Raw genomic sequence first — 12064 nt, forward strand, 5'->3', positions numbered from 1 at the left:
AACGCGCCCCGCGAGGGCGCGCCGGGCAGGCCGGCCGGTGACCGCGGCCCGGGCGCGCTGCGGCGACTGTGGCCCGGGTGGCTCGCGGCGACGGCGGCCAGGGTGGGTCGCCCCATATGACCGGCCCGAACACCCCAATCTGAACACTCGTTTAATCTGAGGCACGTGGACGCAGAGCACAGCACCCCGGACCGGACCGCCCCCGAGCCCCGTCGCGGTCGCTCCCACGACCCCGAGGGGCGGCGCAGCGCCGTGCTGGAGGCGGCCCGCCGGCTGTTCGCGGCCCAGGGCTACAAGGGGGTCGGCATCCGGGCCATCGCCGCCGAGGCGGGCGTCACCCCCGGCCTGGTCATGGCGTACTTCGGCTCGAAGGACGGACTGTTCCGTGAGGTCGTCGGCGGCGGGACCGGGGTCACCGAGGGTGTGCTCGACGACCCCTCCGTCGGCCGGGAGGAGCTGCCGCGCGCCCTCGCCCACGACTATCTCGACCGCTGGGACCGGCTCCCCGCACACGACCCCTGGCCGGCGTTGATCCGCTCGGGGCTCAGCCATCCCCCCAGCGCCGAGCTGCTGTCCACGATCCTCGACCGGCAGGTGAGCGAGCCCTTGCGGCGGCTGCTCGGCGACTGCGACGAGGCGGACGCGCGGATCGCCATGATCCGCAGCATCCTCTTCGGCGTGATCATGGAGCGCTATCTGTTCGCCCACGAACCGGCCGCGTCGGTGTCGACGGACACGCTGGAGCCCGTCCTCGCGGACGTCCTGACGGCGGCGCTGACCGGGCGGATCCCGGAGCCGCAGGTCCCCGAGCGGCAGGCCCCGGGGCCGGACCCCGCGCCGGCCCGCCGCCCGCCCGCACGCGAGACCCCCGGCGCGTCCGGCCCCGCCGTGTTCGCCGTGTTCGCCGCGCTCAACGCCTGCACCGCGCGCTACCGGACCCTGATCGGCCGCGTCGTGAAGCGGCACGGCATCAGCCTGACCGCCTTCGAAGTGCTGTCCGCGCTGCACGCGACGGGCGCTCCCTACCGGCGCACGATGGGCGAGATCGCCGCGGCCGGCGCGGTCAGCGCGGGCGGTGTCACCCAGCACGCCGACCGCCTCGTGGAGGCGGGCCTCATCGAACGCGAACGTGACGGCCAGGACCGGCGCGTCGTCCGCCTCCGCCTCACCCCGGCCGGGGCCGACCTGGTCGGCCGGGTGGCCGAGGAACGCCGCACACACGAACGGGAGCTGCTCGCGGGGCTCGTACCGGGCGAGCAGCGGCAACTCGCGGCGCTGCTGGACGGTTTGGGACGGTCGATGACAGAGAGACAGGACTGAGCCGGGACGGCGGGACATAGCTGAGCCGGCACGGCGAGACAGGCCTGAGCAGGCACGGCGGGCACGCGAACGGCGCCGGCCCCCTCGCACCCCCCGTGCGAAAGACCGGCGCCGAACACCAAACCCTCTTTCAGGAGTTGAGCTCCTCCAGCGTCTTCCCCTTCGTCTCCACCGCGAACAGCGCGATCACCGCACCCACCGCGGCGACCCCGGCGAGCTGGGCGAAGACGAGCGTCAGGCTGCCGCCCCCGCCGATGATCGCGCCGACCGTGATGGGGCCCAGGATGACGCCGAGGCGGTTCCACAGGCCGCCGAACGCGGCGCCCTTGGCGCGGTTGCGCGTCGGGTACAGCTCGGGCGAGTAGAGGTAGAGGCCCGCGTTGATGGCGTACACGAAGAACGTGGTGCAGGAGGCGAAGATCGCGACCTGGCTGCCCGACGTCACGCCGACCAGGGCGAGTACCGCGAGGGTGAAGGTGGTGCCGCCGAGCGCGGCCACCAGCGCGGGGCGCCGGCCCACGCGGTCGATGACGAGGGCGATGGCCAGAGTGCCGAGGAGTCCCGTCACGTTGCTGAGCAGCGTGTAGACGAGCGCGGTGGTCAGGTCGAGCCCGAAGTACTTGGTGTAGAGCGACGGCAGCCACGTGGAGATGCCATGGTTGACGTAGTAGGCGACGAACCAGAGCCCGGAGACCACGGTCGTGCGGCGCAGGTAGCGACCGGTGAACAGCTCGCGCAGGCGGCCCCGAGACGTCTCCTCCGTGCGGTCCGCGGCCGGTTGCGGCAGGGGTTCCCCGGTGGCGGCGGCGACCTCCTCCTCGATCCGCGTGATGGCCTGTTCGGCTTCCTCGGTACGGCCCTGGGAGAGCAGCCAGCGGGGCGACTCGGCGACATGCTTGGGCAGGACGGCAGCGAGCAGGACGGGCAGGGCGCCGATCACGAACATCGCGCGCCAGCCGAAGTTCGGCACCACCCACACGGCGACGAGGGTGGCCACGGCCAGACCGGCCGGGAAGATCATCTCGTAGATCAGGACGAAGCGACCGCGTTTGTCGGAGCGGGCGATCTCGTTGATGTACGTGGCCGCCACGGGGACGACTCCGCCGATGCCGAGGCCCTGGACGAAGCGGAAGAGCGAGAAGAGCTCGATGCCGTTCGAGAAGGCCACGGCGAGGCTCCCGAGCGCGGTGACGGCGACGCCGAGGGCCACGGTCCGCACCCGGCCGATCCGGTCGCCCAGCCACCCGGCGACCAGGGCGCCCAGGAGCATGCCCACGGAGCCGGTGGTGACCGCGAAGGTGGCCTGGCCCGTGGTCAGGTGCCAGTCCTTGATCAGGACGGGCAGCGCGGAGGCGGCAAGGAGCTGGTCGAACGCCTCGAAGAACGTCACGGCGCCGATCAGGAACCGGACCTTCACGTGCCAGCGGGATTGCGGGAGTCGTTCGAGCCGGGCTGCTATCGAGCCGAGGCCTGGCTTGCCGGCCACAGTCGTCATGAGGGGGTCCTTCCGCGACAACGCGAACAGAGGAGTTGCGCAGACACTAAGAGGACTTATCTAAGCGGTCAATGATTAATGACTTAGATACATCGGAAGAGACCTCACCGTCACCCTCACGTAACCCACCTCGGACAGCGTCGCTCGACGACTTCGCCGGGGGGTCTTGCGGGAAAATAGTTAAGCGCTTAGATTTCTATCACTGAGCAAGCCGACCGGCGCAACCAACGAAAGCGAGCGCCTCGGTGAGCCCAACTCCCCCGCACCCGTTGGCCGTAGACCGCCTGGAGGTCCCGCCCGTGCCTCACCACCCCACCGACATCCTGATCGCGGGCCAGTGGCGACGCGGCGCGGGCGAACCGGTCGATACCGTCGACCCGGCGACCGGAGAGGTGCTCGCCACCGTCCACTCCGCGTCCGCGGACGAGGTCGACGAAGCCGCTCGGGCCGCCGCGCTCGCCGTGGCCGACCCGGCCTGGCACGATCTCCTCCCCCACCAGCGGGCCCGGCTCCTCTACCGCATCGCGGAGCTGACCGAGGACGCCGCAGGCGAGCTCGCGGCCCTCCAGACCGCCGACACCGGCAAGACCCTCACCGAGACGAAGGCCCTCGCGCTCAGCGCGGCCGGCACCTTCCGGTACATGGCGGCGGCCCTGGAGACGGCCGAGGAGACCCTCACCCCGTCCCGCGGCCCGTACGTGACGATGAGCGTGTACGAGCCGATCGGCGTCGTCGGCGCCATCAACCCCTGGAACTCGCCGGTCGCCAGCGACGCGCAGAAGATCGCGCCCGCCCTCGCCGGCGGCAACGCCGTCCTGCTCAAGCCCGCCGCCTGGACCCCGCTGGTCTCCCTCGCGCTCGGGCGCCTGATCCACCAGGCACTCGGCGAACTCGGACTGCCCACCGCCCTGCTGTCGGTCCTGCCCGGCAGCGGCCGGGTCGTCGGGGACGCGATCGTGCACCACCCCCTGGTGACCAGGATCGGCTTCACCGGCGGTACCGAGACCGGCCGGTCCATCGCGGCGGTGGCGGCTTCGAAGCTGATCCCCGCCTCGCTCGAACTCGGCGGCAAGTCGCCGACGATCGTGCGCGCGGACGCGGACGTCGAGCAGGCCCTGGCGGGCGTGATGTTCGGGATCTTCTCGTCCAGCGGCCAGTCCTGCATCGCCGGTTCCCGGCTCTTCGTCGCACGCGAGATCTACGACAGCTTCGTCGGCGAGCTCGTCGAGCGGGTGGGCAAGTTGCGCGTCGGTCCCGGCACGGACCCCGGCACCCAGGTCGGGCCGCTGGTCCACCACCGGCACCGGGACTCCGTTGCCGCCTATGTCGATCTGGCCCGCTCGGAGGGCGCCCGGGTGCTGTGCGGCGGCCGGGCGCCCGACGGCGACGCCTACCGGGACGGCGCGTACTACCTGCCCACCGTCCTCGACGGGCTCCCCAACACCTCACGGACCTGCCAGGAGGAGATCTTCGGGCCCGTCCTGGTCGCCCTGCCCTACGACGACGAGGACGACCTGGTCCGCCAGGCCAACGACTCCGTCTACGGGCTCGCCTGCGGGATCTGGACCCGCGACCACCGGGCCGCGTGGCGCCTGGCCCGCCGGATCGAGGCGGGGACGGTCTGGATCAACACGTACAAGCAGTTCAGCGCGTCCACCCCGTTCAGCGGGATGAAGGACAGCGGTCTCGGTACGGAGAAGGGCCGCGACGCCATCCGCGCCTACCAGCGCCAGAAGTCCCTGTACTGGGGTACTTCGGACGCGCCCCTGCCCTGGGCCAACTGACCGCGCCCCGTCGTCTGGAGACACTCATGCCCCACCCATCGCCAGGACCCGTCGCCCGCCTGCGCTCCCTGCGCTACGTCGAGCTGCTCACCCCCGCCTTCACCGAGGCCGCCGACTTCTACGAGGAGGTCTGGGGCCTGCGGACCGTCGAGGCGGAGCGCGGCGCGGCGGCCTGGCTGCGCGGCACCGGTGAGGAGCACCACGTCCTGCACCTCACCCGCGCGGACCGCACGGGACTCGGCCGGCTCGCGTTCGCCGTCGCCACGCCCGCCGAGGTGGACGAGGCGGCCCGGCGCCTGGAGGCCCGCGGGATCACCCCGGTCTTCGGCCCCGGACCGCTCGACCAGGTGGGCGGCGGCTACGGCCTGCGCTTCACCGACCCCGAGCAGCGGCTCGTGGAGATCAGCGCGCAGGTCGAGGCGGTCGCGCCGCGCGGCAGGGACGCCGCCGTCCCCGTCGGCGTCACGCACGCCGTCCTGAACACCGCCGACATCGACGCCTCCGTCGCGTTCTACTGCGACGTCCTCGGCCTGCGCGTCTCCGACTGGTCCGAGCACCAGATGGCGTTCCTGCGCTGCAACGCCGACCACCACTGCATCGCGTTCAACCAGGCCGAGTGGGCTTCCCTCAACCACGTGGCGTACGAGATGAGTTCGGTCGACCACTTCATGCGCGGGCTCGGCCGGCTCAAGCACCACGGCATCGACCCGCAGTGGGGGCCGGGGCGTCACGGGCCCGGCAACAACACCTTCTCCTACTTCACCGACCCGTCCGGCCTCGTGTGCGAATACACGTCCGAGGTCGCGCAGATCGTCGAGGACGCCTGGATCGCGCGGGTGTGGCGGCGCGTGCCCGAGCTGTCCGACCTGTGGGGTACGGCGGGCCCGCCGTCCAAGGAGATCCGCTGCCACATGGCGGGGTCGCCCGACCCCGGTCCGCTCGCATCCGCTTCCCTGGAGGTCTCCGCATGAGCACGGTACGCAAGGTGGGCCTCGTCGGCTGGGGCGCGATCGGACGTGTCGTCGGCACCGCCCTCGCCGAACAGCAGGTCCCCGGCGCCGAGTTGACCTGCATCATCGACAACCGCCCCCTCGGCGACACGGCGCCCGCGCCCCAGCGGACCTTCGACGAGGCCCTGGAGTGCTGCGACCTGATCGTCGAGGCGGCCGGGCAGGGTGTCGTACGGGAGTGGGGCGAGCGGGTCCTCGCCTCCGGCACCGATCTGCTCGTCGCGTCGACCGGGGCGCTGACCGACGACGAGCTGTCCAAGCGGCTGCTCGCGGCGGGCCCCGGCCGGGTGTACTTCACCGGCGGCGCGGTCGGCGGGCTCGACCTCCTCCAGGCGGTGCGCTCCCTCGGCCCCCTCGACGAGGTGCGGCTCACCACCACCAAGCTGCCGTCCACCCTCGAACAGCCCTGGATGGACGAGGAGTTGCTGTCCAAGCTGCGGACGGCGACCGGGCCCGTCGAGGTCATGTCCGGCACGGCGCGCGACATCCCCGTGAAGTTCCCCAAGTCGACGAACGTGGCCGCCTCGGTCGCCCTCGCCGTCGGCGACCTGGACGCTGTGCGGGTCCGGGTCGTCGCCGACCCCGGCGCCCGCCACACCCGGCACGTCGTCGAGGCGTCCGGCGCACACGGCGCGTACCGCTTCGACGTCGCGCACCTGCCGGACCCGGGCAACCCCGCGACCAGCCAGGTCGTGCCGTACGCGGTGCTGCGCAGCCTGGCGGCGCTGGCCGGGCGGACGGGCCAGATCCTGTGAGCGCCGTCCATGTCGAGGAGGCGGGCGACCACGGCCCCCTGCTGCTGTGCCTGCACGGCATCGGCTCCTCGTCGGCGGCGTTCGCCCCGCAGCTCGCCGAGCTGTCCGTGTACGCGCGGGTCGTGGCCTGGGACGCGCCCGGCTACGCCAAGTCGCCGGATCCGGAAGGGCCGTTGGACCTGGACGGATTCGCGGATGCGGCGGCCGAGCTCATCCGGGAGCGCGGCGGACGCGCGCACGTCCTCGGTGTCTCCTGGGGCGGGGTGATCGCGCTGCGGCTCGCGGCCCGCCACCCGGATCTGGTCGAGTCCCTCGTCGTCGCCGACTCCAGCGCGGGATCCGGCACCGACCCCGCCAAGGCCGAGGGCATGCGGGCGCGGGCCGCCGAGCTGGCCGAGCTCGGACCGCGCGCCTTCGCCGAGAAGCGCGGACCGCGGCTCGTGTCCGGCGGGGCGCCCGAGGAACTCGTACAGCGCGTCGTCGACACCATGGCCGGGTCCGTGCGGCTGCCCGGCTACGCCTACGCCGCCGAGTCCATGGCCTCCGCCGACCTGCGGGCCGAACTGCCCGCGATCGCCGCGCCCACGCTCGTCCTGTGCGGCGACCAGGACCAGGTCACCGGCGTCGAGGCCTCACAGGTCCTCGCCGGCGCCCTCCACAAGACCGCCTACGTGATCGTCAAGGACGCCGGTCACCTGGCCAACCAGGAACAGCCCGCGCGCTTCGACGCGTGGGTCCTGTCCCACCTCCGCATCACCGCCCGCATCCCCGAGTAGGAGTCCAGCCATGCCTCTGACCACCACCGACTACGACAACGGCAGCGACCTCGGCAAGTACACCGACTCGCTCATCGCCACCAAGGAGTCCCGCGTCGCGGACTTCAACACGCTCTCCTTCCAGGAGAAGGCGGGCCCGCAGTACCGCCGCGGCCAGATCCGCTACGTCGGCTCCGGCGCCACCGGCAACCACGAGAACGACTCGCGGATCCTCCCGTCCGGCGGCTTCACCTTCTCCAACATGCTGCTGCCGCCCGGCGCCGAGGGCCCCGAGCACACCCACCACGACGTCGAGGAGGCCTTCTTCGTCCTGGAGGGCCAGGTCCGCGTCGGCATCCACCGCGGGGCCGGCGAGGTCGAGTACCGCACCCTCGGCTACCGCGACATGATCGTCGTCCCGGCGGGCGTGGCCCGGTCCCTGAAGAACGAGGGCGACACCGACGCCCTGTTCTGCGTCGTCATCGGCACGCAGAAGCCGCAGGTCCCGACGTACCCGGAGCACTCGCCGATGCACGGTGTCACCCGTGACTGACCCCTCAGGGGGTGCCGGCACCGTCGTCGTCACCGGGGCGGGCCGTGGCCTGGGGCTGGCCATGGCCCGCCGGGCCGCCGAGGACGGCTTCCGTGTCGTGGTCGCCGAGCTCGACACCGAGCGCGGGACCCACGCGGTCGAGGGACTGCGAAGGGACGGGCTCGACGCCCACTTCGTGCGCTGCGACGTGGCCGACCCCGAGTCGGTCGCCGAACTCGCCGGTCGCGTACGGGATCTGGGCCCGCTGTACGGCCTGATCAACAACGCGGCTCTCGCCAACGGCGTCGGCGGCAAGGAGTTCCAGGACATCGACGTCGAGGTGTGGGACCGCCTGATGGCGGTCAACGCCCGCAGCCCCTGGCTGGTGTCGAAGGCCCTGTACCCCCTCTTCGGCTCGCCGGGCCGGATCGTGAACGTCGCCTCGGACGCCGCGCTCTACGGCTCGCCCCGCCTCGCCCACTACATCGCCTCGAAGGGCGCGGTCATCGCGCTGACCCGGGCGATGGCCAGGGAACTCGGCGACAAGGGCATCACCGTCAATGCGGTCGCGCCCGGCCTCACCGAGTGCGAGGCCACCGAGACCGTCCCCGAGGAACGGCACGAGCTGTATCGCTCGGGCCGGGCCATCTCGCGGCCGCAGGAGCCCGGCGACCTCATCGGTCTCGTCGCCTTCCTGCTCGGCGAGGAGTCCCGCTATCTCACCGGACAAGTGATCGCCGTCAACGGCGGCTTCACGATGAACTGACCCACAGGAGTGCAGAATCATGGATCTGGGCCTCGCCGACCGGACCGTCCTGGTCACCGGCGGCAGCTCGGGCGTCGGCCTGGCCACGGTCCGCGCCCTTCTGGACGAGGGCGCGCGCGTCGCGACCTGCGGCCGTGACGCCGACCGCCTCGCGAAGGCGGCCGCGCGCCTCGGCAGCGACCGCCTCCTGACCGGCGTCTGCGACGTGCGGGACGCGACGGCCGTACGGGACTTCGTCCGGCATGCCGCCGACACCTTCGGGGGCCTCGACGGGCTCGTCAACAACGCGGGCCAGTCCCGTATGAAGAGCCTCGACGAGTCGACCGCCGAGGACTGGCGCGACGAGCTGGAGCTGAAGTTCTCCGGCGTCCTCAATCCGCTGCACGCCGCCCGCGCCCATCTCGCCGCGTCCGACGCCGCGTCCGTCGTGAACGTCAACGCGGTCCTGGCCAAGCAGCCGGAGACCCGGCTGATCACGACGAGCGCCGCCCGCGCCGGCATCCTCAACCTCTCCAAGTCCCTCGCCACCGAGCTCGCCCCCGAGGGGATCCGCGTCAACTCGGTCTGCCTCGGCCTCGTCGACACCGGCCAGTGGACCCGCCGGCACGCCGCCGCGGAGTCCGGGCTCTCCTACGAGGACTGGCAGGCGGAGCTCGCCGCCGACCGCGGGATCGCGCTCGGGCGGCTCGGCCGGGCCGAGGAGGTCGCGTACGCGATCGTCGCGCTGCTCTCGCCGCGAGCCTCGTACATCACCGGAACCAGCATCGACGTCTGCGGCGGAGTCGGCCGCTCCATCCTCTGAGGAGACCACTATGCGTTACGACACCGGAGGCGATCTCCTCGTCGCCGTTCTGCGGGAACTGGGCATCGACACGGTCTTCGGGATCGTCAGCGTGCACAACCTGCCGCTCGTCGAGGCCGTCGACCGCGAGCTGCGGTTCGTGCCCGTGCGGCACGAGGCGTCCGCCGTCAACGCGGCCGACGCCTACGGCAGGGCCCGCGGCACGCTCGGCTGCGCCCTCACCTCGACCGGGACGGGCGCGGGCAACGCGGCCGGCTCCCTGATCGAGGCGCTGGCGTCCGGCACCTCCGTCCTGCACATCACCGGGCAGGTCGAGTCGGAGTTCCTGGGCAGCGGCCGCGGTTTCATCCACGAGACCAAGGACCAGCTGGGCATGCTGACGGCGGTCTCCAAGTACGCCGCGACGGTGCCGTCCACCGACGCGGCGGGCCGCATCCTGCGCGAGGCTGCCCGCGCCGCGCTCACCGCCCCGGGCGGCCCCGCGAGCGTGGAGTGGCCGGTCGACCTCCAGTACGCGGCCCAGACCGACACCGCCGTGGAGGAGTCCACGGAGGCCGCCGTGCCCGCGCCCGGTGACGACGAGCTCGCCGCTGCGGGCGCCCTGCTGGCCTCGGCCGAGCGCCCGGTGATCTGGGCCGGTGGCGGTGCCACGCGCGCCCGTACCCAGCTCGCGGACCTGCTCGCCGCGACCGGCGCCGCTCTCCTGACGTCCAACTCCGGTCGCGGGTCCGTCCCCGAGGACCACCCGCAGGTCGTCGGCAACTTCGCGACGACGCCGGCCGGGCGCGCCCTGCTCGCCGACGCCGACGTGCTTCTCACGATCGGCACCCACTTCCGGTCCAACGAGACCGCCGACTACGGCCTCGAGCTCCCCGCCGCCCACATCCAGATCGACCTGGCCGCGGACGCGCTCGGCCGTGTGTACCCGGCCCCGCACGCGCTGCACGGCGACGCCGCCGGCGTGCTGGAGCGGCTGCTCCCGTACGCGAAGCCCGCCGAGCCGGGCTGGACGGCGCGGGCCACCGCGGTCCGCGACGAGGTACGCGCCACCCTGCACGACAACATCGGCCCGCAGGCCGCCATCTGCGACGCGATCCGGGCCGCGCTCCCCCGCGAGGCAGTCGTCGCCCGCGACGTCACCATCCCGTCGAGCAGCTGGGGCAACCGCCTCCTCGACATGTACGACCCGCGCGACAACGTCTTCCCGCGCGGCGGCGGCATCGGGCAGGGCCTCGGCATGGGCATCGGGGCCGCGCTCGCCAGGCCCGACGCGCCCACGGTCGTCATCGCCGGCGACGGCGGGCTCGCCGTGCACCTCGGTGAACTGCTCACCCTCGCCCAGGAGCGCCCCCGCCTGACCCTCCTCGTGTTCAACGACGGCGGCTACGGCGTCCTGCGCAACATGCAGGACCGGCACAGCGACCGCCGCTCGGGCGTCGACCTCGCCACTCCCGACTTCGAACTCCTGGCCCGGGCCTGCGGGTTGCCGTATCTGCGGATCGCCGCCACCGAGCACGCGGAGCCCGTCATCTGCGAGGCCGTCGCCTCCGACGGGCCGACGCTCGTCGAGGTCGACCTCGCGGCGCTCGGCCCGATGAAGAACCCGTTCACCCCGCCCGTGAAGATCCCCACCGCGTAGGGAGGCCCCGCAGCCATGACCGCAACCGACGAGACCCTCCTGGACCTCCTCGTACACCGCATGACCTGGGAGGCCGACGGCGTCCTCTCCGTCGAGCTGACCCACCCGGACGGCAAGCCCCTGCCCGCCTGGGAGCCCGGCGCGCACCTCGACGTCCACGTGGGCGGGCAGGTCCGCCAGTACAGCCTGTGCTCGGACCCGCGCACCCCGGCGTCGTACCGCATCGGCGTCCTCAACGAGCCGTCGTCACGTGGGGGTTCGCGCCATGTGCACACGAAGCTGCGCCCCGGCGGGCGGGTCACGGTGTCGGCGCCGCGCAACCACTTCACGCTGGAGGACGCGCCGGGCTATGTCTTCGTCGCGGGCGGCATCGGTGTGACGCCGATCCTCGCGATGGCCCGCGAGGCCGCACGCCGGGGCGCCGCGTGGCGCATGGTGTACGGCGGTCGCAGCCGGGCGTCGATGGCGTTCGTCGACGAACTCACCGCGCTGGGCGGCGATCTGACGGTGGTGCCGCAGGACGAGCAGGGCCACATCGACCTCGCGTCCACTCTCGCCGGGCTGCCGGAGGGGACGCTCGTCTACTGCTGCGGTCCCGAGCCGCTGCTCGCCGCCGTCGAGGCCCTCTGCCCGGCGGACCGGCTGCGCGTCGAGCGGTTCGCGGCCCCGGTCGTCGAGCGGTCCGCGGACGACGAGGGCTTCGAGGTCGAGTGCCGCACCTCCGGGCTCACGCTCACCGTCGGCGCCGACACGTCGATCCTGGAGGCGGCGGAGGCGGCCGGCCTGGACGTGGCCAGCTCCTGCCGCGACGGGATCTGCGGGTCCTGTGAGACCCGGGTGCTCGACGGCACGCCCGACCACCGCGACTTCCTGCTCTCCGACGCCGAACGGGCCGCGGGCGCCTCGATGATGATCTGCGTCTCGCGCTGCGCCTCCGGCCGCCTGGCCCTCGACCTGTAACCCCTTCCCTGGAGGCACGTGTGACCACCACCTGGCCGTACCTGGACGTCCACCAGTCCCGTACGCACGAACCCACCCCCTACGAGTACAAGCTGGCCGCCACCCTCGAAGAGGTCTTCACCAAGGACGGCCACGAACTCGCCGACGTCATCCGTGGGCTGAACGCCCGCCAGGTCCACGCCCCCGACGGCGCCCCGTGGACCGAGGACTCGTTCCGCGCCGAGATGCACCGACTGGGAGCGTGAC

Annotated in this window: 12 protein-coding genes; 11 read left to right on the forward strand and 1 reads right to left on the reverse strand. The window is 72.7% G+C overall.

Going from position 1 to position 12064, the window contains the following annotated elements; translation table 11 throughout:
- Window positions 1–165 precede the first annotated feature (165 nt).
- The gene (locus ACWFR4_RS10995) at window positions 166–1320 is read left to right on the forward strand and encodes a TetR/AcrR family transcriptional regulator (RefSeq protein ID WP_453651996.1); all 1155 of its coding nucleotides are present in this window, start codon (window positions 166–168) and stop codon (window positions 1318–1320) included.
- Window positions 1321–1450: 130 nt separating this feature from the next.
- Here ACWFR4_RS10995 and ACWFR4_RS11000 read toward each other — a convergent pair whose 3' ends face one another.
- Window positions 1451–2815, reverse strand: coding sequence for an MFS transporter (locus ACWFR4_RS11000; protein WP_383094421.1), 1365 nt, complete (start codon window positions 2813–2815; stop codon window positions 1451–1453).
- Window positions 2816–3114: 299 nt separating this feature from the next.
- Here ACWFR4_RS11000 and ACWFR4_RS11005 point away from each other — a divergent pair, with 299 nt between their 5' ends.
- Genes ACWFR4_RS11005 through ACWFR4_RS11050 form a run of 10 tightly spaced genes read left to right on the forward strand, consistent with a single transcriptional unit; the run spans window position 3115 to window position 12063 of the window.
- Window positions 3115–4599 (forward strand): aldehyde dehydrogenase, encoded by a 1485-nt coding sequence (locus ACWFR4_RS11005; RefSeq protein ID WP_453461687.1) that lies wholly within the window; start codon window positions 3115–3117, stop codon window positions 4597–4599.
- A 26-nt stretch (window positions 4600–4625) separates the two neighbouring features.
- Window positions 4626–5570 carry a VOC family protein gene (locus ACWFR4_RS11010; protein WP_453651998.1) on the forward strand — a complete coding sequence of 315 codons (945 nt, stop codon included), beginning with the start codon at window positions 4626–4628 and terminating at the stop codon, window positions 5568–5570.
- Complete coding sequence (locus ACWFR4_RS11015) at window positions 5567–6364, forward strand: aspartate dehydrogenase domain-containing protein (RefSeq protein ID WP_383000093.1); 798 nt, start codon at window positions 5567–5569, stop codon at window positions 6362–6364. The genes ACWFR4_RS11010 and ACWFR4_RS11015 overlap by 4 nt, the downstream gene beginning before the upstream one ends.
- Window positions 6361–7140: an alpha/beta fold hydrolase gene (locus ACWFR4_RS11020; protein ID WP_453652000.1), complete on the forward strand. Its 780-nt coding sequence runs from the start codon at window positions 6361–6363 to the stop codon at window positions 7138–7140. Before ACWFR4_RS11015 ends, ACWFR4_RS11020 begins: the two co-directional genes overlap by 4 nt.
- Window positions 7141–7150: 10 nt before the next feature.
- Complete coding sequence (locus ACWFR4_RS11025) at window positions 7151–7672, forward strand: cupin domain-containing protein (protein ID WP_453461694.1); 522 nt, start codon at window positions 7151–7153, stop codon at window positions 7670–7672.
- On the forward strand, window positions 7665–8417 hold the full coding sequence (locus ACWFR4_RS11030) for an SDR family oxidoreductase (protein WP_453461697.1): 753 nt from the start codon (window positions 7665–7667) through the stop codon (window positions 8415–8417). The genes ACWFR4_RS11025 and ACWFR4_RS11030 overlap by 8 nt, the downstream gene beginning before the upstream one ends.
- 19 nt (window positions 8418–8436) lie before the next feature.
- On the forward strand, window positions 8437–9219 hold the full coding sequence (locus tag ACWFR4_RS11035) for an SDR family oxidoreductase (protein ID WP_116503067.1): 783 nt from the start codon (window positions 8437–8439) through the stop codon (window positions 9217–9219).
- A 10-nt stretch (window positions 9220–9229) separates the two neighbouring features.
- Window positions 9230–10858, forward strand: a complete 1629-nt coding sequence (locus ACWFR4_RS11040) for a thiamine pyrophosphate-binding protein (protein WP_453652002.1) — start codon at window positions 9230–9232, stop codon at window positions 10856–10858.
- Window positions 10859–10873: 15 nt separating this feature from the next.
- A complete protein-coding gene (locus tag ACWFR4_RS11045) occupies window positions 10874–11818 on the forward strand; it encodes a PDR/VanB family oxidoreductase (protein ID WP_453652004.1) in 945 nt (314 codons plus the stop codon).
- Between the two features lie 20 nt (window positions 11819–11838).
- Window positions 11839–12063: a recombinase-like helix-turn-helix domain-containing protein gene (locus ACWFR4_RS11050; protein WP_100599058.1), complete on the forward strand. Its 225-nt coding sequence runs from the start codon at window positions 11839–11841 to the stop codon at window positions 12061–12063.
- Window position 12064 lies beyond the last annotated feature (1 nt).

The sequence above is a fragment of the Streptomyces sp. NPDC055140 genome, assembly GCF_053607285.1.

Excerpts from the sequence above, each read along its gene's own strand:
- ACWFR4_RS11000 (WP_383094421.1), bottom strand. The coding sequence starts at position 2,815 with ATGACGACTGTGGCCGGCAAGCCAGGCCTCGGCTCGATAGCAGCCCGG.
- ACWFR4_RS11010 (WP_453651998.1), top strand. The coding sequence starts at position 4,626 with ATGCCCCACCCATCGCCAGGACCCGTCGCCCGCCTGCGCTCCCTGCGC.
- ACWFR4_RS11015 (WP_383000093.1), top strand. The coding sequence starts at position 5,567 with ATGAGCACGGTACGCAAGGTGGGCCTCGTCGGCTGGGGCGCGATCGGA.
- ACWFR4_RS11025 (WP_453461694.1), top strand. The coding sequence starts at position 7,151 with ATGCCTCTGACCACCACCGACTACGACAACGGCAGCGACCTCGGCAAG.
- ACWFR4_RS11035 (WP_116503067.1), top strand. The coding sequence starts at position 8,437 with ATGGATCTGGGCCTCGCCGACCGGACCGTCCTGGTCACCGGCGGCAGC.
- ACWFR4_RS11040 (WP_453652002.1), top strand. The coding sequence starts at position 9,230 with ATGCGTTACGACACCGGAGGCGATCTCCTCGTCGCCGTTCTGCGGGAA.
- ACWFR4_RS11045 (WP_453652004.1), top strand. The coding sequence starts at position 10,874 with ATGACCGCAACCGACGAGACCCTCCTGGACCTCCTCGTACACCGCATG.